General features: G+C 43.9%; 15 protein-coding genes. 5 read left to right on the top strand and 10 right to left on the bottom strand.

Going from position 1 to position 18,966, the window contains the following annotated elements:
• The 5 genes from JUI58_RS05935 to JUI58_RS05915 form a co-directional block, all read right to left on the bottom strand.
• Window positions 1–607, bottom strand: a 607-nt coding sequence (locus JUI58_RS05935; protein WP_204102835.1) for an RNA-guided endonuclease TnpB family protein, incomplete at its 3' end; no start/stop codon positions are given.
• 314 nt (window positions 608–921) lie between these two features.
• Complete coding sequence (gene ctpB / locus JUI58_RS05930) at window positions 922–2,265, bottom strand: carboxyl-terminal processing protease CtpB (protein ID WP_204102834.1); 1,344 nt, start codon at window positions 2,263–2,265, stop codon at window positions 922–924.
• A 372-nt stretch (window positions 2,266–2,637) separates the two neighbouring features.
• A complete protein-coding gene (locus JUI58_RS05925) occupies window positions 2,638–4,239 on the bottom strand; it encodes an Hsp70 family protein (protein ID WP_204102833.1) in 1,602 nt (533 codons plus the stop codon).
• Window positions 4,240–4,347: 108 nt separating this feature from the next.
• On the bottom strand, window positions 4,348–6,216 hold the full coding sequence (locus JUI58_RS05920) for a hypothetical protein (RefSeq protein ID WP_204102832.1): 1,869 nt from the start codon (window positions 6,214–6,216) through the stop codon (window positions 4,348–4,350).
• Window positions 6,217–6,236: 20 nt separating this feature from the next.
• Window positions 6,237–7,046: a protein phosphatase 2C domain-containing protein gene (locus JUI58_RS05915; RefSeq protein ID WP_204102831.1), complete on the bottom strand. Its 810-nt coding sequence runs from the start codon at window positions 7,044–7,046 to the stop codon at window positions 6,237–6,239.
• A gap of 215 nt (window positions 7,047–7,261) precedes the next feature.
• Between JUI58_RS05915 and JUI58_RS05910 the strand changes: the two genes are divergently transcribed.
• Window positions 7,262–8,161, top strand: coding sequence for a hypothetical protein (locus JUI58_RS05910; protein ID WP_204102830.1), 900 nt, complete (start codon window positions 7,262–7,264; stop codon window positions 8,159–8,161).
• Between the two features lie 30 nt (window positions 8,162–8,191).
• On the opposite strand, the gene codA is transcribed toward JUI58_RS05910, so the two are convergent.
• Window positions 8,192–9,442: a cytosine deaminase gene (gene codA, locus JUI58_RS05905; protein ID WP_204102829.1), complete on the bottom strand. Its 1,251-nt coding sequence runs from the start codon at window positions 9,440–9,442 to the stop codon at window positions 8,192–8,194.
• Between the two features lie 220 nt (window positions 9,443–9,662).
• Between codA and JUI58_RS05900 the strand changes: the two genes are divergently transcribed.
• Both JUI58_RS05900 and JUI58_RS05895 read left to right on the top strand, forming a co-directional pair.
• Window positions 9,663–11,252: a glucose-6-phosphate isomerase gene (locus JUI58_RS05900; protein ID WP_204102828.1), complete on the top strand. Its 1,590-nt coding sequence runs from the start codon at window positions 9,663–9,665 to the stop codon at window positions 11,250–11,252.
• 207 nt (window positions 11,253–11,459) lie between these two features.
• On the top strand, window positions 11,460–12,143 hold the full coding sequence (locus JUI58_RS05895; protein ID WP_204102827.1) for a response regulator transcription factor: 684 nt from the start codon (window positions 11,460–11,462) through the stop codon (window positions 12,141–12,143).
• 30 nt (window positions 12,144–12,173) lie between these two features.
• Here JUI58_RS05895 and JUI58_RS05890 read toward each other — a convergent pair whose 3' ends face one another.
• Complete coding sequence (locus tag JUI58_RS05890; RefSeq protein ID WP_204102826.1) at window positions 12,174–12,656, bottom strand: low molecular weight protein-tyrosine-phosphatase; 483 nt, start codon at window positions 12,654–12,656, stop codon at window positions 12,174–12,176.
• Between the two features lie 199 nt (window positions 12,657–12,855).
• Here JUI58_RS05890 and JUI58_RS05885 point away from each other — a divergent pair, with 199 nt between their 5' ends.
• Complete coding sequence (locus JUI58_RS05885) at window positions 12,856–14,265, top strand: SGNH/GDSL hydrolase family protein (protein ID WP_204102825.1); 1,410 nt, start codon at window positions 12,856–12,858, stop codon at window positions 14,263–14,265.
• A 90-nt stretch (window positions 14,266–14,355) separates the two neighbouring features.
• Here the strand turns inward: JUI58_RS05885 and JUI58_RS05880 are convergent, their stop codons facing one another.
• The 3 genes from JUI58_RS05880 to murC form a co-directional block, all read right to left on the bottom strand.
• Window positions 14,356–14,700, bottom strand: a complete 345-nt coding sequence (locus JUI58_RS05880) for a YbaB/EbfC family nucleoid-associated protein (protein WP_204102824.1) — start codon at window positions 14,698–14,700, stop codon at window positions 14,356–14,358.
• 62 nt (window positions 14,701–14,762) lie between these two features.
• Window positions 14,763–15,728 carry a UDP-N-acetylmuramate dehydrogenase gene (gene murB / locus JUI58_RS05875; protein ID WP_204102823.1) on the bottom strand — a complete coding sequence of 322 codons (966 nt, stop codon included), beginning with the start codon at window positions 15,726–15,728 and terminating at the stop codon, window positions 14,763–14,765.
• 68 nt (window positions 15,729–15,796) lie between these two features.
• Entirely contained in the window at window positions 15,797–17,317 is a 1,521-nt protein-coding gene (gene murC, locus JUI58_RS05870; RefSeq protein WP_204102822.1) for a UDP-N-acetylmuramate--L-alanine ligase, read from the bottom strand.
• 365 nt (window positions 17,318–17,682) lie between these two features.
• Between murC and JUI58_RS05865 the strand changes: the two genes are divergently transcribed.
• Window positions 17,683–18,699, top strand: coding sequence for a type I glyceraldehyde-3-phosphate dehydrogenase (locus JUI58_RS05865; RefSeq protein ID WP_204102821.1), 1,017 nt, complete (start codon window positions 17,683–17,685; stop codon window positions 18,697–18,699).
• Window positions 18,700–18,966: the final 267 nt, after the last annotated feature.

The raw sequence follows: 18,966 nt of genomic DNA, 5'->3' as shown, positions 1-18,966 counted from the left end.
TAGGATTGGCATATTTTTCGGTTTTTTCTCCATCATTAACAATCGCAAAATCTTTGATTCCGAGGTCGATTCCGGCTACTTTTCCATCGGTGCTAGGCGTTGCCGCTTCTCCCTTCACTTCAAACAATAGAGAGGCATAATACTTACCGGATGAGGTGAGAGAAATGGTAACGGTTTTTAATTTTCCTTCCGGTAATTTACGATGAAATTTACTGTTAATCTCACCAATTTTTGATACTTTTAAACAATTCTCACCAATTTCTACATTCTGAGGATATTGAATCGATTGTTGGCGATGCTTTGATTTGAATCTAGGAAATTTTGCTCTCCCTTTGAAGAAGTTTTGATAAGCCTTGTTTAGATTGATAGCAACACATTGCAGGACGGCTGAATAACAATCTGTTTTCAGCCAAAGGTATTCTTTTTTGAGTTGGGGAAGCATTCCTTTGTAAGCCGATAGCTTTAAAGTTTTCCCCGTCTCTTGATAATGCTGGATGCAAGCGTTAAGCGCAAAGTTCCAATACCAACGCGCACAGCCAAAAGACTTGGATAAAGCCTCTTTTTGCGTGAGAGTTGGGTATAATCGGACTTTTATTGCTTGCAGCATTTTTATCAGTTATTAGTTTTCTGCTTTAGATATATTTTAACATACTATATAGCGCCAAACGTTCCCGTAAAATCTCCCTTGGGGACTCCTCCCCCAACCCCTCCAAGAACCGTCGCAACCATGCCGTCAACTCCTCATCTCGCACCCGTTTCTTCGTGGTAACAAACCATTCTAGGTATTACAAATCTAGGTATTACAAATCTAGGTATTACAAATCTAGGGAGCAAGATGCTCCCACTACCCATCTATGATTACACCAGATTGTGTAGGGACGTTAAAATTTAACGTCAAATTCTAACATCCCTAGGATTTATTTATTCCGGTACTTCTTCGATTAATTGGCGAATGCTAATCGGTGCGGGAGGTGTAGCCGGAATGCTTTGTTGTGCGAAACGTTCTCGCAGGATATTCACAGCACTACTATAGTAAGGATCCCGTTGACTACCCCGCACAGTAGGATTGCTTTGTAACAATCGTTGCTGTTCCCGATTCAAGCTCACTTCTACATCAGGCGCAATACCGTGCTTGTTGATGTTGATACCACTGGGAGGATAATAACGAGACATGGTAACAGCTAACCCCGAATTATCTGAGAGAGAGTGAACCGATTGTACCGTTCCCTTCCCATAAGTCTGAGTTCCGACTAAAGTTGCCCGTCCATTATCCTTTAAAGCCCCAGCCAGAATTTCGCTGGCACTGGCTGAATAGCCATCTACTAAAACCACCAAAGGCAACTCAGTTAAAGAAGTGCGATCGGCGGAATATTCGCGATCGCCTCCCGTGCGATCGATGGTTTTCACGATCTTGCCAGTTTCCATCCACATCCGCGCAATATCCACGCTCGCAAATAATAAGCCCCCAGGATTTCCTCTTAAGTCCAAAACAAACCCATTGACATTTTGTTCTTGCAGTTTGGCGATCGCCCGTTGCATTTGTTCGGCAGCGTGAGAACTAAACTCCTCAAGGTACATATAACCCACTTTCATGCCGTTTTCTTCCTGCAAACTATAGTGCAGTACGGGAACTTCTACCGGGGCGCGGGTTAAGGTGACTTCAAATAAACCTTTATTGGGGCGGGTCAGTTGTAGGGTGACGCTACTCCCTTCTTCTCCGCGCAAAAGTTCGGCGGCTTGTTCTACCTTCATCAAAGCCGTGGGTTGGTTATTAATGCGAAGAATGCGATCGCCTTCTTGAATTCCTGCCTCTTTTGCAGGAGAATCATTAAGAGACTCAACAATAGTGAGCGCACTTTCCGTCTCATCCACTTGTAAGCGCACGCCAATTCCCGATAGTTCTCCCGTTGTTTGGGTAGTTAATGCCTCAAATTCTTTGGGATTGAGAAAACGGGTGTAGGGGTCGCCTAAATCTCGCAATGCCTCACGAATCGCCCGATAAGCCTCATCTTGGGAAGCATAGTCTCGCTTAAGTAACTCTTGGCGCGTCACTTGCCATTGTTCGCGATCGAAATCGCTACCAACAAATTCGTTGTTGACAATTTGCCAGACTTCATCGACAACTACTTTGGGGCTGTTTTCAAAACTGGCTTTAGCGGGGGGAATAAAAGCGAGGGTGACAACAGAAGTAACAGCTAAGGTGGCAATTGCACCATTTGCAAACCAATGCTGTAACCGAGAAGATAATTGAGTGTTTTCTTTCATGGACGGGGGGGGCCTGGGTGATGATGTGGAATAACCGAAGGATATGCTCTACGCTTGAAGACTCTGCAAGGAAGCTCTGTAAGGAAGGGATTGTACAAACTGCAATAGTTTAAACTTGCTCCTAAATTTGCTCCTAAATTTGCTCCTAAACTTGCTCGGAATAACTTCTCTCTCAAGGCTGAAATGGTTTTACCATAGCCAAGATGCAGAAAAACTCACTTTCTAACCTGCCAGTTTGTGGACTGTCCTCGATTTGAGAACGGGATGAACCTTTGAAGCAATCGCGAATTCTAACTAATAAACTAACGCATAACCTAAATTTATTCCCCAATTGTAATCAAATTTTTTAATTTTTTAAATTTTTTTTAATTTTCAACTTAACTGCACAACAATCCGATTTTCTAACAAAATGCGATCGCTGAGTAAATCCTCAACGGTAATCCGCAATAAGCGCTGTTCGTCTACCGTAAATTGTACCTTGATGCGATCGCTGCCTGGATTGCCTGGCGGGGACAGTTCGGCGATAGTTCTGGCACCGGCGCGATCATTGAGGGGTTGAACGGTCTTTTCTCCGGTAGAATTGAGGCTGCGGGTGACGAGGCGATCGCCGTCGAAGTAGACTTCGGTACTGCTATTTTCTTCCCCTAATTCGCCGATAATCAGTTCTATACTGGGTTGATTTTCTGCCGAAGCCCCCAAAAGGAATTCTACAGGATTCGGGGTAGGATAAGGCTGTCCGGTGGGGATGATGGGGTGCCAGTCGTGGCATTTATTGCGACGATTCCAATAGCGAATACCGTAGCTGTGATAGAGAAAGTCTTTGACTTCAAAGCCTTGGGAGAGTTGTAGGGCCCCGGATGCGATCGCGGTAAAGGGGCGATCGCTGCGAATTTTTTCCTGGGGAAAGTAGTGAGAGATCCAGTCTTGAATTGCAGGAATTTGCGTTGTCCCTCCCACCAGTAACACCCCATCAAGATTGTTTTTTTCGATTCCTTGCAAGCGTCCTTGTTGCAATACTCCCGTCATCATTGTCTCGAGTTGCTGGAAAAAGTTATGTTCTGCAAGGATCGTTTTGAAGCGATCGCGATCGAGTTTGAGTTCGTAAGTTTCTAAGGTTTCATCGTTAAAATAAACTTCGGTGGCTTCAGTTTGAGAGGATAATTTGATTTTTAATCGTTCTGCTAAACGAAGAGTGAGAGAAGATTTGGGTAAACCTTGTTCTTGGGCGAAATAGTCTACTAACCAATTATCAATATCCGATCCGCCTATATTTTCCCCTGCCTTGGCTAAAACTCGTGCAGTTTTAACTTTTTGTCGAGAATTTTCGCCCAATAATTTATCTCCCCATTTGAGAATAAATCCTATTGGTTTGGTAGTATTAGTCTCATTGCTTAGATTTAATTGAACTAGGGATAAATCTAGAGTTCCGCCACCAAAATCCACCACCAATAAAACATCTCCAGTTTCCGTTCCATATCCTAATGCAGCAGCAGTAGGTTCGTCAAGAATGCGGATTTTATTGGCATCTAAAGATTGGCAAATATTCGTTAACCAATTGCGATAAGTCTCGAAACTGTCTACGGGAACCGTGAGAATAAGGGAGTCCAGTTCTTCTTCTTGATCAATCTGTTGTAGGAGGGTTTTTAAAAACCATGTTCCTACTTGTTCAAAGGTAACAGTTTTGGCATCGAGAGTGGGCAGGAAACCTTGTATTTCGGTTCCGATCCCCCGTTTAAAATTGCGAAAGAAGCGAGGATCGTTGGGGATATCCAAGCCGCGATCGCGCACTTGCTGGCCAATAATAACTTTTTCTGCTGTAGCATCTTCTACATAAACTAGACTGGGAATCAAGGGAGGATTTTTGCCCAATTGTTGGGAGAGTCCTGGAAATTTGAGGGTTTCTGCTTGCTGTTTAGCAGTATTCCAGCGTGTAATCACCGTGTTACTGGTACCAAAGTCGATCGCGATCGCCATATATTCTTAAACACAGATTATAATTTTCTGTATCATACCTTGAGACAATTAAAATTAATATAAAATTAATAGTTCAGCGATCGTAGATTTTTTCAGCAATATTTGGTTCTAACTGATTTTGAGTAAATAAATAGTCTGTTGACTGACTGCATATAATCCGTTTTTACCAGCAAATAAGCGAGTATTTGCATCAATAAAAGGTTCTGTATCGGGAAATTCCTTGGCGACAAAGAGGCGATCGCCATTAGCTTCAACCCGTAGAATTCCTTCATCGGTTCCGCAGAGGAGAAAATGGTTAACTGCACATTTTCCTTGTAAATTTTGCAACCAAGTTTCATTTCCCTCATGTAATGCTTTTACCTCTCCATCAGAGGAAATTAAAGCACAGCGTTTTCTCGTTTGTCCACCTTCCTGCATTGACCAAAAGAACCAACAGAGGCGATCGCTAAAAGTACAAGCAGCATCTAAAAGCTGTCCCGATCCGAGGGGAATTTGCAGGCGATCGTTAATCCCTTTTCTTTGCGTATCAAAAACAAAGCTAACCGTTAGATTTCCTGCGCGATAAAATCCAAATCCAAATTGAGAACCTACCCAGAAGCGAGTTTGATTGCTTAAAACATCGCCAATATACTCCGATCCTAACTGTCCATCTCGCAACAATTGACCATTATATAACCAATATTTTCCAATTTCATTGGTATCAAATTGCACCTGCATCCCGCAATTATCTACCGCTAAACGTTCTGGAGAAGTATTGGGACTCAAAGTAATCACCTGTCCCTGTTTTCCTACTAATGTGGCTTTTCCTCCCAAGCGAAACTGAGTATAAGGATCGAGTTCTCCTGTAAACACAACGGTGTTATTTTCTCGTTTAAATTGGCTACCATCCCAGTACAACCATTGTAAAGATGAATTGGAATAATTGCCCGCGAGAATAATTCCTTCTGTTTTAAAAATAAGTTCTGCGGTGACGGTTCCCCTGACAGTTTTTGTACCAATCGGAGAAACAGCAGGAACAACTTGTATATTAGTACAAAGAGGACAAGTTTTTCTAGCGTGTTCTACTCCACAACTAGAACATTTTTGCCAAGACAAATTAGCAAGCAGCGATCGCGGAAATTCTCCTCTTTTATCCTCCTCAAAAACTTGATAAAAATGATGTAATAAATCGTCCGAGAGAACTTGATAAGGAGTAGCAGGTTTGGGATATTTAACTTCTGGATTAAATACGGTAATTCTGTTGAGCGATCGCGCTGCTTGAGGAATGCGCTGACTCAGATTTTTGGGTTTATAAATTCCCCCATAAGGAGAGACAAAAAGCAAACATTGCATTAACATAATCGCAAAACTATACCAATCCGAATCTTGATTATGGTAGGATTGCATGACGGGGCTAGATGCAGTGCGATCGCAGAGTAGAGGATCGACAAATTTAGCGGTAAAGACGCGACAATAAAAACCGTTAAACTGGCAAGAGTCGGCATCAATGATATAAGTATCTGTTCCTTTAACCAAAACATTCAAATCGTTAAAGTCTCCCAAAACAACTCCGACAAGATGAATTTTAGTAACGGTTTCGTGCAAATTCTCAAAAATGTTTACAACAGTTTTATTGTCAATAACACCATTGCGAAAGGATCTCTCTCCATAGCGTAATAAAACTTCAGCATTGCTAACCAAAGACATAGTATAGCCTTTAATAATACGCCCTTGTTTATCTGTAGCTAGGTCTTCTGGAGTAATAACACGAGGAGGTAAATTTGTAGGAAATTGACGCAATTTTTGTTGATGTTCGACCAACTTTTCTTTTGCTGATTTTTGTTCTTGGGATAGTCCTTGATAGTCAGGATGATCGGGAGATTTAAAGATTTTAACTGCGCGATCGCTTCCCAATTTATAAACATCTGCTTCTCCTCCTTTGCCGATCGCACAATCGGGTTTGAGACGAATTCGTTTACCTTTAATATAAATATCCATTGGTTTATTGGTTCTTGGTTCTAAATTTTACGCAGGACAATAAATGTGGTATCATCGGGTAATAAGCCCACTTCTTTTGGTTTTCCGGAGTGATGAACTTCCCGATTCATTAAAAAGAGTTTACGGCGAACTTTGTCAGGATTTTTGAAATAACTATCATCTTGCCAAAATTGTGCAATATCCCCCACCTTTTCTAACTTTCCTGGAAGAGTGCGATCGCCAAAGTTAATCAGATCGCCAACACCATCTGTACCAATTAATAAAGTATTTAACTCTTTTGTTTCACAAGACTGATGAATTTGAAATTGAAATTCTTGAGGACATTCTCGATCTTCCCAAAGATATTTCAAGCCATAGGAAATATAGGGCGGTGCGTTACCAGAAAACTCTAACTTTGTCAAGCAATTATTCAATAAAATAACACCATCCCCGAGAGAAAAAATACTTGTATTTTCTGGCGTTATCAATACCCCAATAATAGTAAAGAGAAAATAATCATTAAGAGTTTGCTGCCAATCTCCACCCATTGCTTTAATATAAGTCTGCAATTGAATGAGGATTTTTTGATGAATAGACTGCCAAAATTGAGGATATTGGAGGGCTGCGATCGCCTTATCTTGTAAAGTATTAGAGAGAGTTTCCACCACTAATCTCGCCCCAATTTTAGCACCGACTTCGCTGTGACGACCGCTACCGCAACCATCGCAGACAACAGCTATAGTAAAGCGATCGCAACTCAGTACCGATAACGCATCTTGGTTATTGCGACCAAGACGAGTATGTTCTCGTCCTGCGATCGACCCCATTGCTAACTCGTATTGACCTTTCATGCTTTTGTGTACTCGATACACCAACTATAGTGTTAATTTTACACACTGTCAAGACAGACAGTTCAGTTTCTGTCCTATTCAAGCATCCGCCCAAGGGTAATTCACTATTATCAAAGGGCTACTGACCCCCAATATCGAGAAAAAACGGGTGTTTGGTGTCTCCCGTCTCCCTAGTCAAAACCGTGCGATCGATCAAATGTGTAAGGAATAAATTTATGATTTCTCAAACTACGGATTTTTCTCCGTTGTCTGCTTCAAAGCGCGATCGCATACCCTACTCCTTATCTTCTGCTTTAACGCTTCATAACCCTGCTTGTCTTCTCGTTCCGCGAAAAAATAACGCGCCGATTTACTGGAATGCAGAACAGTTTAACTTACATCAAGTTACACTTTTTCAAACCGCAAGTCAAGCTCAAAAACAAGCAATTCTCCAAATTACTACAAGGGATCTACTCGAACGCGCTTGCGAAATTGAAACCTTTGGTATACACTATTATGATCGCGCGATCGCCTTGGGAATAACGCTACAAGAAAGAACAGTGTATTCTATTTTTAAAGCTGAAAATACCTTGCATCTAGCACAAATTGCTGGTTGGCTCAATAGAAAGGAAATCAGTAGATTTAAACCCTTATTTTTCCCCTTTTTAACCAATTTTATTGACACCCAAAATCTCAATGTTCTCCGCTTTGTCATGCAAGTTGTTTTAGAAGGCTGGGAATTGAGTAGTTATCGTAAATTTCTCAAAGATTGTCGGGAAGAAAAAGTGATTTGCGCTGTAAAAGAGTTACTGAAAAACAAATCTCGACATCATACAATGGGAACCACACTATCTAAACAATCATCCTTATTAGAAGATGATAGTATTATCCTCGTTGCAATTTTGGCTGAATTCATCTCAGCAATTCAAAAACTACCCTATCATTTAGTCGAGGCGATCGAGCAGATTTTAGGTCATTTATCCCTTGTTCAAAAGCAACAGGCGATCGCCGAATTAGAGATTGAGAAATATAATGCCATGCAGTTGAAACAGTTGCATTTTTTAATTAGCAAAGGGCGATCGGGGAAAATTCTGACCGAACTTGAAGCAAGAGGATGTTTTCATGTTGTTTCCTAGTTAAAATTCGAGTTATAATTTGATAGTTACTCACCTTAACCATTGTAATTCAGAGACAGAATTACTCGCCAAAACTTGCCCCCGACTGACAACATGACGCACCGTAGCACGACGGCGTAATGTATCGTAAGGATCGATCGCATCTAAAACAATTAAATTAGCAGGTTTCCCCTCAGCGATACCATATTCTGGCTCAATATTTAACGTTTTTGCTCCATAATTGGTAATCATTTCGTAACAGGCATCAATCTCATTTCTTCCCATCATTTGACAGACATGAATCGCCATATAAGCCGCATCTAACATATTACCTATACCAAAATTATACCACGGATCGCAGACGCAATCGTTGCCCAAACTAACATTTAATCCTTGCTGCCAAAGCTCTTTTACTCGCGTCAGTCCTCGCCGTTTAGGATAAGTATCCATTCTACCTTGTAAAGTAATATTAATGAGGGGATTAGCAATAAAATTAATTTGAGTGCGTTGGAGAAATCCCATCAACTTATAGGCATAAGCATTATTATAAGAACCAAAGGCAGTAGTATGACTAGCAGTAACCTTTCCTTTCATATCTGTACGAATCGCACAAGCCACGATAGTTTCTAAAAAGCGAGATTGTTCGTCATCAATTTCATCGCAGTGAATATCAATCAAACGAGTATATTTTTCCGCCAGTTCAAAAATACGATGAACAGATTTTACGCCATCTTCTCGAGTTAATTCGTAGTGAGGAATACCTCCGACAACATCTGCACCTAATTTGAGCGCCTCCTCGATTAAACTTTCATTATCTGGATGACTGTAAATACCATCTTGAGGAAAAGCAACAACTTGTAAAGTTATCCAATCTTTGACCTCTTCTCGCACCGCCAAAAGTGCTTGTAACGCAGTTAAATTCCTTTCGCTGACATCAGCATGAGTTCTAACAAAAAGAGTCCCTTGTGATGCTTGTAGCTGAAGCGTGGCGATCGCCCTTTTTTTCGCATCTTCTAAAGTTAAAGACTGTTTGCGTTCTCCCCATATTTTAATGCCTTCAAATAAAGTTCCGCTTTGATTCCAACACGGTTCTCCCATCGTTAAAGCCGAGTCGAGATGAATGTGAGATTCGACAAAAGGAGGAGAAACAAATTGTCCAGCAACATCAATTTCTTTTGCTCCCGATCGCGTTAAATCCGGAGCAATGGCACAGATTTTTCCTCCTTCAATACCGATATCAACTTCTTGTTGTAGATTTCCCAAGACTTTAGCGCGACGTAAGATTAATTCATAATCTGACATAATTTTATAATTCTATAATTTCGATCATTCAACGATACCATAACAACCTTTTCTGCTGGTTTTAAATTGCGATCGCCCTCAGAGATTTAAGTCGCTAAACCCTAAAGCACTTTGAGAACAATTATACTTTTTTGATTGAGATCGTAGTTTCGATCGCAATCTAAGTCCCCCCGCAAGGTAAACTAAAGCCAATGGATACAGAGCATATTGAGGTTGATTTATGGACTCTGCTGCACTCTGGCAACGCTATCAAGATTGGCTCTACTACAATGACAAACTCGGGTTTTACTTAGATGTGAGTCGCATGAGCTTCGATGACTTTTTTCTAAAAGCTATGCTGCCCGAGTTTGAGAGAGCATTTCAGGAAATGACAGCTTTAGAAGGAGGCGCGATCGCCAATCCCGACGAAAACCGCATGGTGGGACACTATTGGCTGCGTAACCCCGATCTCGCCCCCACCCTCGCATTAAAACGAGAAATTGTCGATACCCTAGAACAAGTAAAAACCTTTGCCAGCAAAGTCCACAGTGGCGAAATTCATCCCCCCCAAGAAGCTAAATTTACCGATATTCTCTCCATTGGGATTGGTGGATCGGCCTTGGGACCCCAATTTGTAGCCGAAGCCCTGTCCCCCCAGGATCCCCCCCTTGAGATCCATTTTCTCGACAACGCCGATCCTGCGGGAATGGATAAAACCCTCGCTCAAATTGGCGATCGCCTCAAAACAACCCTCGTGTTAGTCATTTCCAAATCCGGCGGCACCCCAGAAACCCGTAACGGGATGTTAGAAGCGAAAACCGTTTACGAAAGCAAAAATCTCGATTTTGCCCCCTGTGCCGTCGCTATCACTGGTCACGGCTCGAAATTGGACAACATCGCCAAGTCAGAAAACTGGCTGACCACCTTTCCCATGCACGATTGGGTCGGGGGTCGCACCTCAGAACTTTCCGCCGTCGGCCTAGTCGCCGCCGCATTACAAGGCATTGATATTCAAGCCATGCTCGATGGTGCAAAATTAATGGACGATGCCACCCGTATTGCCGATCTCAAGCACAATCCTGCGGCACTACTCGCCCTCTCGTGGCATTATGCCGGCAATGGTAAGGGGGCAAAAGACATGGTGGTTTTACCCTATAAAGATAGCTTGTTGCTCTTCAGCCGTTATCTACAGCAATTGGTGATGGAGTCCTTGGGCAAAGAAAAAGACCTTGATGGTAATGTTGTCCATCAGGGAATTGCCGTCTATGGCAACAAAGGCTCTACAGACCAACACGCTTATGTACAGCAATTACGAGAAGGGGTACCCAATTTCTTCCTTACTTTTATCGAAGTGCTGAAAGATCGAGAAGGTAAATCCCTCATCATTGAGGATGGGGCCACCAGTGGGGATTTCCTCTCCGGCTTCCTCCAGGGGACTCGCCAAGCTCTTTATGAAAATAAACGAGATTCCATTACCGTGACCATTCCCGAAGTCACACCTCTGACGGTGGGTGCCTTAATTGCCCTCTACGATCGCGCTGTGGGTTTATATGCGTCCTTGGTCAATGTCAATGCTTATCACCAACCTGGAGTCGAAGCTGGGAAAAAAGCAGCCGCTTCGGTATTAGCTTTGCAAAGTCAAGCGATCGCCGTGTTGCAAGCTGCAAATACGCCCCTCTCCCTCGCAGAAATTGCCGAAAAAGCCAAGGCTGGCGATCGCGTTGAGGAGATTTACAAAATCCTGCGTCACCTCCAGGCCAATCAGCGCGGTGTCATATTTGAGGGGGATTTGCAGCAACCTGCCAGTTTGCGAGTGTCTTGGCAAAACTAATATCTGGGCTGCATTGTACTTTGACGGACAAAATAAGCGGGTTAAGGAAAATACTTGTAAATCAACTTATTAATTGATTTTTCAGTAATACTGCGAGTTTTCCCTTACCGAGAGTTATTATTTTGTAATATTTCGTAATAATTTAACCCTCAAGCCAAAAGTTAAACAGAGGGTGTAAACTCGGGTTGAGAACATCTTGTTTAATCAATGCCTTTACTCATCTTGGTTGTGGATGATAATCCCGGTATTCGCTTGGCCATTAGCGATTACCTCGAACTGTCCGGCTACTCAGCGATCGCAGCCCAAGATGGTAAGGAGGCATTGTCTTTATTAGCATCGTCCCATCCTCACTTAATGGTCGCCGACATTAAAATGCCGAAAACCGACGGCTACGAACTGGTGCAACAAGTTCGCCGTCGGCCAGAATTTCGTCTGCTTCCCGTCATTTTCCTCACCGAACGCAATACCACCGCAGAACGTATTCGCGGCTATCAAGTGGGGTGCGATCTCTATCTTCCCAAACCTTTTGAAATGGAAGAATTAGGAGCAGCCATTCGCAACTTATTAGAGCGATCGCAAATGGTTCAAAGTGAGTTGCGTTTTGCCAACTCAGACGCACTTCCATCCCAAACTCTACACTCTTCCTTTGGCGATCGCCCAGAATCCTCTTCTATTCCATTAACCCCGACTATTTCTTTACATTTAACCAAGCGAGAGCAAGAAGTATTAGACCTCTTAACCCAAGGTTTATCTAACATCGAAATTGGTCATTCTCTCCATTTGAGTCCCCGCACCATCGAAAAATATGTCAGTAGCCTACTGAGAAAAACCGACACCAACAAACGAGCAGAATTAGTTCGTTTTGCCCTTGAAAATCAATTGGTGCGGTAGGGGAGTGGGGAGAGTGTGGGGAGAGAAAAATCAGCATTTATCTTGATTGTTCACAACTTCCTCAAGCAGTCCCCCACAGGCATCAAGAAGCAGATCAATAACATAATTAAATCCATCTGCACCCCCGTAGTAAGGATCCGGGACATCCCGATCGGGGTGATTTGTGGCAAAATCGCACATCATTTTTACCTTATCCTTATATTTGCCCTCGGGATCGAGTCGGAGAATATCGCGATAATTATCCCGATCCATCGCCAAAATGAGGTCAAATTCCTCAAAATCCTCCCGGATAAACTGCCTAGCTTTCCCCTGCAACTCAATTCCTCGTTCTTTAGCCGCTAACCTCATGCGGCGATCGGGAGAAGCACCGATATGATAACTGGAAGTTCCTGCCGAATCAGAGGCGATCGCATTGGCACATCCCCTTTGAGACGCTAAATGATTCATAATATTTTCTGCCGACGGAGAGCGACAAATATTGCCCAAACAAACAAACAATAACTTGTAAGACATCAATTAATAGTAAAATCTGGCTTTGGTACTGGATCGATAGAAGAACCTCGCGTTACACTACTCTCGACTCCTATCCATCTAGCACTATCATAATTGCCCTCATGCGTTCCTCCAATCCCCCATCGGTAATTTTGGAAAGATAAAGGATGAGTCTTCCCTATCCTCTATCCCCTATCCCCTATCCTCTGTATTACTAAAAATGTTCAAATCCTATCGCAATCCCTATTACAACAGGCGCAAACGTCCCTCTATCTCATGGTGGAAACTATTGTTATTTGTTGCCCTGAGTCTTGTTCTCCTCGAAGCCCTGACGCGAATTACGATGGGATTGCTGGGGTATCGAAGCAAATTGGCCAACTATGCTGGAGCGCCAGAAGAGTTTACTGCTTATACTTTAAACTTTCTTAATCTCAAGGGTAAAACCTTCGGCGGACTGCCCGATCGCGGTCAATTACTGGCTGTTCCCGATTTTGCCACAGGCTACCGTTTAGCCGGAAAACAAACCAGCGAATTTTGGCAGATCAACGAACAAGGATTTCGCGACGATGAACCCTTACCCCTAGAAAAGCCAGCGAATGAGATTCGTATTTTTATTTTGGGGGATTCCACCGCTTTTGGTCAGGGTATTGTCGCCGATCCCGAAAAAAATCTTACGGCGAATCAAAAAACAATTGCCTATAAATTACAAACGCGCCTGCAAACTAGATTAGAACAACAAAACCGTTCCCCGGAAAAATATCGACCCAGTATCCTCCCTGTTGATTCCACAGGACGAGTAAATACACTAAGACTACCCCCCAAAATTCGCGGCGGCAACTATCGCGTCATTAATGCGGCGGTTCCCGGTTACACCTCGGGCAACCAATTGGCTCAATTAGCCTTAGAAATTCTCCCCTATAAACCCGATGTGGTGATCGTCCTGCATGGCTATAGCGATCTGATGCTTCCTCAAGAGCAACAAGCTGCGGAAATTCCCAAACAAGCAGAATTTCTCAACAATCCTCCTCAACATTTTTGGACTTATTTAAGTCAATCTGGATGGCAGTTTTTGACAGGTACCAGTATTTACAAAAGCCTGCAATATTTTGTTCTCAAACCCGAACCTTCTCTAGCTCGAGAAACCTTGGCGATCGCCGGAGAATCCCAATCTTTAGAAGAACATTTACCCGAAAATGAAACTGAGTTAGAATTTCGCGTCGATCGCTATCGTCAAAATCTCAAACAAATGATTCAAATTGGTGCCGGTTCTAATATTCCTCTCATTATTGCCCTACAACCAGAAATTACAGGTATTTCGCCAGAGAAACGCCAAGAGAAGGAAGATAAAACCGAAAACCAAATCGTGCAAGAATTAGGCTCGGTTTACCAACAGAAAATTGCAACGGGTTTTACTCGTTTGGGAGCAGTTAATGAACAACTTGGCAAGGCTTTTCCCAAAAATGCTAAAGTTCTCAATTATTACCAATTATTTGACAATCTTTCTGCGGTTGCCTTTATTGATGCCGTTCATCTCACGGATGCAGGAAATCAAGCACTATCGGAACGATTTTATAATGCTGTGACGGCATTACCCGATTTACAAATTATCGCCCAAACTCCTCGCCGTTAATCAATCAAAAATTACGATTAAAAACCATCACTAACAAGTTTGTTAGTGATGGTTTTAGCATAATTAATTGGTTTTTGGATTGCCTTGATTTTACAAACCGGGAAGTTCTAAGCCACTGGTTAAATCCTCCATGCGTGTCCGCATGGTTTCAGTGGACTTATCGTAGGCATCTTTCATGGCTGCTGCTACCAATTCAGAAAGTACTTCCGCTCCTTTTTCTAAAGCATTGGGAGCAATTTCTACACGACGGGGTTCTTGATTGCCACTGAGAACAACCTTAACCAATCCCTCCTCGCTTTGCCCTTCAATTTCCATCTGCTCGAGTTCTTCTTGAAGCTGTTTAGCTCCTTGTTGGACTTGTTGCGCTTTTTTAAATGCTTCGGTTAACTCTTTCATTTTGCCCAAACCGAAGCCAAAACCTTTTCCTTGACTCATTTTGTATTCTTGTTGCTGTTACTTTTTCTTGATTGTAGTCTTTTGTTGTCCCATTGAGGGTGCTAAAACTCCCCAATGAGTTTAACTTCCGGGTGTAAGGTTAGGGACCAGTGCTGTTCGACTTTTTCTTGAATGTACTGGATCAGTTGCAGGATATCTCCAGCCTTGGCGCGATCGCAATTGAGAATAAAATTGGCATGACGACGAGCGATCTGTGCGCCGCCGATTTGATAGCCTTTTAAACCCAACTGCTCGATCAGCCAACCCGCCGCATGAGATTTGGGATTGCGGAAGACGCTGCCACAACTGGGAAGGTGGTAGGGTTGGGTACTCTTGCGATGCTGGAGATTGTAATTGGTTTGGGCCATCACCTCCTCGCGATCGCCCCCAGGCTGGAGTTTTAAAATAGCTTGCACGACAAGTCGATTATCCCCTTGCAGGGTAGAAGTGCGGTAGTTGAAATGCAAATCTTCTGGGGTGAGGCGATCGAGGCTGCCATTGGGATTTAAAACCAGTACCTCAACTAAGCTATCGGCAACGCAAGCGCGATGTGCCCCCGCATTCATCACAACGCTGCCCCCCATGCTCCCAGGAATGCCGACAGCCCATTCCATGCCCTGCCAACCCCGTTTGGCGGCTCGCCATGCTAAACGGGCAATCGGTTCTCCTGCACTGGCTGTAATCAGACCCTCCTCGGTAAATTGAGAATGGCGCAGGTGGCGAGTCGCAATGGTTAAACCAGGAATGCCGCGATCGCTCACCAACAGATTTGAGCCAGCACCGAGTAGAGTGACCGGAAGAGAGCGATCTTGCGCCCAAGCCAAACTGGCCTGCATATCTTCAATGCTGCGGGGAGAAACGTACCATTCCGCAGGACCTCCCACGCGAAAACTCGTTAATTTTCCCAAGGAAATTTGCGGGCGGATTATACAGTCAGTGCCTGGAAGATGGACAGGCGATCGCGGGAAAGACTGTCCGGTATAGAAAGAGCGTTTTTCAGTGCGGGGAGCGTCAGAGGAGAGTGTCATAAATCTAATTCGTTAATCTCAAGGGTTTTCTTCGACAAAAGCAACTCAATTACCCGAACTTGGGTTTCCTATTGATAGAAACTCAACATTTGGGGAATGATTTGATTGAGATTTCCCGCACCCAAAAATAAAGCCAAGTCCCCAGGTTGGAGTATTTCTTGGAGGAATTCTCCCACGGCGGCGAGAGAAGGTTGATAGAATACCTTGGGATGCTGCTTTGCCAAAGATTGCGCTAAAGTTTGTCCGCTAACTTGTCCTAGATCGACTTCTCCAGCACTATAAATATCCGTCAGGACAACGAGATCGGCATCCCCAAAAGACTCGGCAAATTCCTGTAAGAAAGTCATTGTCCGACTAAAACGATGAGGCTGGAAAATTGCAACCAATCTTTGCGGTGACTTGCCATTTTGCGATTGGACCCGCAACCTTGCTGCAGCAAGAGTTGCCCGCAGTTCGCTGGGATGATGGGCGTAGTCGTCGATAAAGGTAATTCCCTTCGCTTCACCGCAATGCTCGAACCGTCGCTTGGCTCCCGTAAAGGAAGATAAGGCTTTGGCGATCGCCTCGAACTCCAAGCCCACCTGACGACCCACCGCCACTGCCGCTAAAATATTGCTGAGATTGTGTTCTCCCAATAATTGCAACTGCAACTCCCCCAACAGGATTTCCCGTTCCCAAACCTTGGCGATCGTCCCGTCGGCGCGGTATTCAATATCCGTCACCGTATAATCGGCATTTCGTTCCGGCAGGAGACTATAACTAATTTGCGGGGCAATTTCCTCGCGAACTGTATCACAATCAATACAGCCGATCGTGGTTTGACATTGACGGGTAAAGGTTTTAAATGTCCGGACGACTTCTGCCAAACTGTGATAGTGATCTGGGTGATCGAGTTCGATATTGGTGACAACCCCGATCTCCGGCGCGAACTTAATGAGGGAACCATCGGATTCATCCGCTTCAGCCACCAAATATTCCCCTAGACCCAAACGCGCATTGCCCCCCATGCCGTTAATTTCTCCCCCGACTACAATCGTCGGATCTGCCCCCACTTTGAAGAGCATATAACCGATAGCACTGCTCGTTGTCGTTTTGCCATGAGTTCCAGAAACCGCAATACTCTTATACTCGAGCATCAGCGCCGCCAGTAAATCCGAACGATGCAAAATCGGATAACCGCGATCGATCGCGGCGTGATATTCTGCATTTTCAATGCCGATCGCCGTCGAGCAAATGATTTGCGGCGATTGAGCGCGAGCGGGCGATCGGGATTTGAGAATGGGAGATTGGCGATTAACCCTCTCCCCCTTTTCCTTGCTCCCATTGACTCCAGTTTTTACTCCCGCATAAGCCGTTTCTCGCAGGAGTTCTTTTGCAGTTTGGAAAAACTCCAAATTTCGAGCATCCTGACCTTGAAAAATATGCGCTCCCACAGATTGCAAGCGCTCGGTTATATGAGTCGAACGAAGATCGGAACCTGAAACCGGGAGATTCCGTTTGGCAAGAATGTAAGCAAGGGCTGACATTCCAATCCCCCCAATCCCTATAAAGTGAAAGGGCTTTCCCTTAAAATCAACAGTTTTAGACATTAACGCTCCTTACACCGCACACCACACACCATGTTGCCTTGATAACACGCGCTATCTTATCAAGAATTGATGAACTGGGATACACTCCATCAAAAATTCCTATGCTCGCTCCCGAGGGATAGATAAGGGCGCATTATTAGTTATGCCAGTATTTTTCCCTATTTGCGCTATTTTTATCATTTCCCAAAGTTTTTTTTTGTCAATCCGGAAACTTTTACCGAGTCTAAGGGTTCGGGAGCGCTTCAGATTGACAACCTCAGAAATTTTCTGCAAACCGCCGCGAGAAGTGACAGGCTTTGCGATATGATTTGGGTTATTAAGATTCATTTAATGTTTAGTAGCTCAAAGACAGAGGGCAAGACGCAGTGATTAGAGTAGCAATCAATGGGTTCGGACGCATCGGGCGAAACTTTCTTCGCTGTTGGTTGGGACGGGAAAACAGCCAACTGGAAGTTGTGGGTATTAACGATACCTCCGATCCCAGCACCAATGCTCATTTATTAAAATACGATTCCATGCTAGGGCGGTTGGATGCTGATATTTCCGCCGACCAGAATTCCTTAATCGTGAATGGCAAAACAATTAAATGCGTTTCCGATCGCAATCCCCTGAATTTACCTTGGGATGATTGGGGCGTTGATTTAATTATCGAATCCACTGGCGTATTCGTAACGGATGAGGGGGCTTCTAAGCATTTAGCGGCTGGAGCCAAACAGGTTCTGATTACGGCTCCTGGAAAAGGAGGTAATATCGGCACCTACGTTATGGGAGTAAACCATCACGACTACGAACACGGCAAGCACAAAGTTATCAGCAATGCTAGTTGCACTACTAACTGTTTGGCTCCAATTGTCAAGGTTATCCATGAAAACTTCGGTATCATTCAAGGAATGATGACCACAACCCACAGTTATACGGGGGATCAGCGTTTATTGGATGCTTCCCATCGGGATTTACGTCGAGCCAGGGCTGCTGCGGTTAACATTGTTCCCACCACAACGGGAGCAGCTAAAGCGGTGGCTTTGGTGATTCCGGAAATGAAAGGCAGGTTGAATGGCATGGCTTTCCGGGTACCGACTCCTAATGTTTCCATTGTCGATTTTGTCGTCCAAGTTGAGCAGGGCGCGATCGTCGAGCAGGTTAACACGGCACTCAAAGAGGCTTCAGAAACTTCTCTCAAGGGTTTCTTGGGTTACAACGACAAGCCTTTAGTCTCCTCTGACTATCGTGGGACAGATTGTTCATCGATCGCCGATGGCTCTCTAACAATGGTAATGGGGGGTAATATGATTAAGGTGGTCGGTTGGTATGACAACGAATGGGGTTATTCCCAACGGGTTGTCGATCTAGCTGAATTGGTTGCCGAAAAGTGGGTTGCTTAAATCCTTGATTTTCTCAGGAGTGTCAACTTCAACTTCAACTTCAAACCTAAAGCTAGAGAGTGAGGGTTAGCCATTGATTTTAATCAATGGACATCGAACGCAACGGGTTTTAACCCGTCTTGTGTTACAATAATCTCATGTAAGTCTACAGCTATTTTTTAGCCAAGGGATTTAGCCAAGGGATGTAGGAGTCTGTTGACAGGCTTGGAGCAAGCGCGGTTTTAACCCGCTTTCGGTGGATTAACCACAGAATCCCCGTCTTTTTAA

Origin of the sequence: Spirulina sp. CCY15215 (assembly GCF_016888125.1) — a bacterium.
Lineage (GTDB): Bacteria > Cyanobacteriota > Cyanobacteriia > Cyanobacteriales > Spirulinaceae > CCY15215.
The sequence above is the reverse complement of the archived record's forward strand: the minus strand, read 5'-3'. Positions and strand labels throughout refer to the sequence as shown.

What these genes read in the sequence shown, in the direction of transcription:
- murC (WP_204102822.1), bottom strand. Translation starts at nt 17,317, where the DNA reads ATGTCTAAAACTGTTGATTTTAAGGGAAAGCCCTTTCACTTTATAGGG.
- JUI58_RS05920 (WP_204102832.1), bottom strand. Translation starts at nt 6,216, where the DNA reads ATGGATATTTATATTAAAGGTAAACGAATTCGTCTCAAACCCGATTGT.
- JUI58_RS05880 (WP_204102824.1), bottom strand. Translation starts at nt 14,700, where the DNA reads ATGAGTCAAGGAAAAGGTTTTGGCTTCGGTTTGGGCAAAATGAAAGAG.
- JUI58_RS05925 (WP_204102833.1), bottom strand. Translation starts at nt 4,239, where the DNA reads ATGGCGATCGCGATCGACTTTGGTACCAGTAACACGGTGATTACACGC.
- JUI58_RS05890 (WP_204102826.1), bottom strand. Translation starts at nt 12,656, where the DNA reads ATGTCTTACAAGTTATTGTTTGTTTGTTTGGGCAATATTTGTCGCTCT.
- codA (WP_204102829.1), bottom strand. Translation starts at nt 9,442, where the DNA reads ATGTCAGATTATGAATTAATCTTACGTCGCGCTAAAGTCTTGGGAAAT.
- JUI58_RS05915 (WP_204102831.1), bottom strand. Translation starts at nt 7,046, where the DNA reads ATGAAAGGTCAATACGAGTTAGCAATGGGGTCGATCGCAGGACGAGAA.
- JUI58_RS05910 (WP_204102830.1), top strand. Translation starts at nt 7,262, where the DNA reads ATGATTTCTCAAACTACGGATTTTTCTCCGTTGTCTGCTTCAAAGCGC.
- JUI58_RS05885 (WP_204102825.1), top strand. Translation starts at nt 12,856, where the DNA reads ATGTTCAAATCCTATCGCAATCCCTATTACAACAGGCGCAAACGTCCC.
- ctpB (WP_204102834.1), bottom strand. Translation starts at nt 2,265, where the DNA reads ATGAAAGAAAACACTCAATTATCTTCTCGGTTACAGCATTGGTTTGCA.
- JUI58_RS05900 (WP_204102828.1), top strand. Translation starts at nt 9,663, where the DNA reads ATGGACTCTGCTGCACTCTGGCAACGCTATCAAGATTGGCTCTACTAC.
- JUI58_RS05895 (WP_204102827.1), top strand. Translation starts at nt 11,460, where the DNA reads ATGCCTTTACTCATCTTGGTTGTGGATGATAATCCCGGTATTCGCTTG.
- murB (WP_204102823.1), bottom strand. Translation starts at nt 15,728, where the DNA reads ATGACACTCTCCTCTGACGCTCCCCGCACTGAAAAACGCTCTTTCTAT.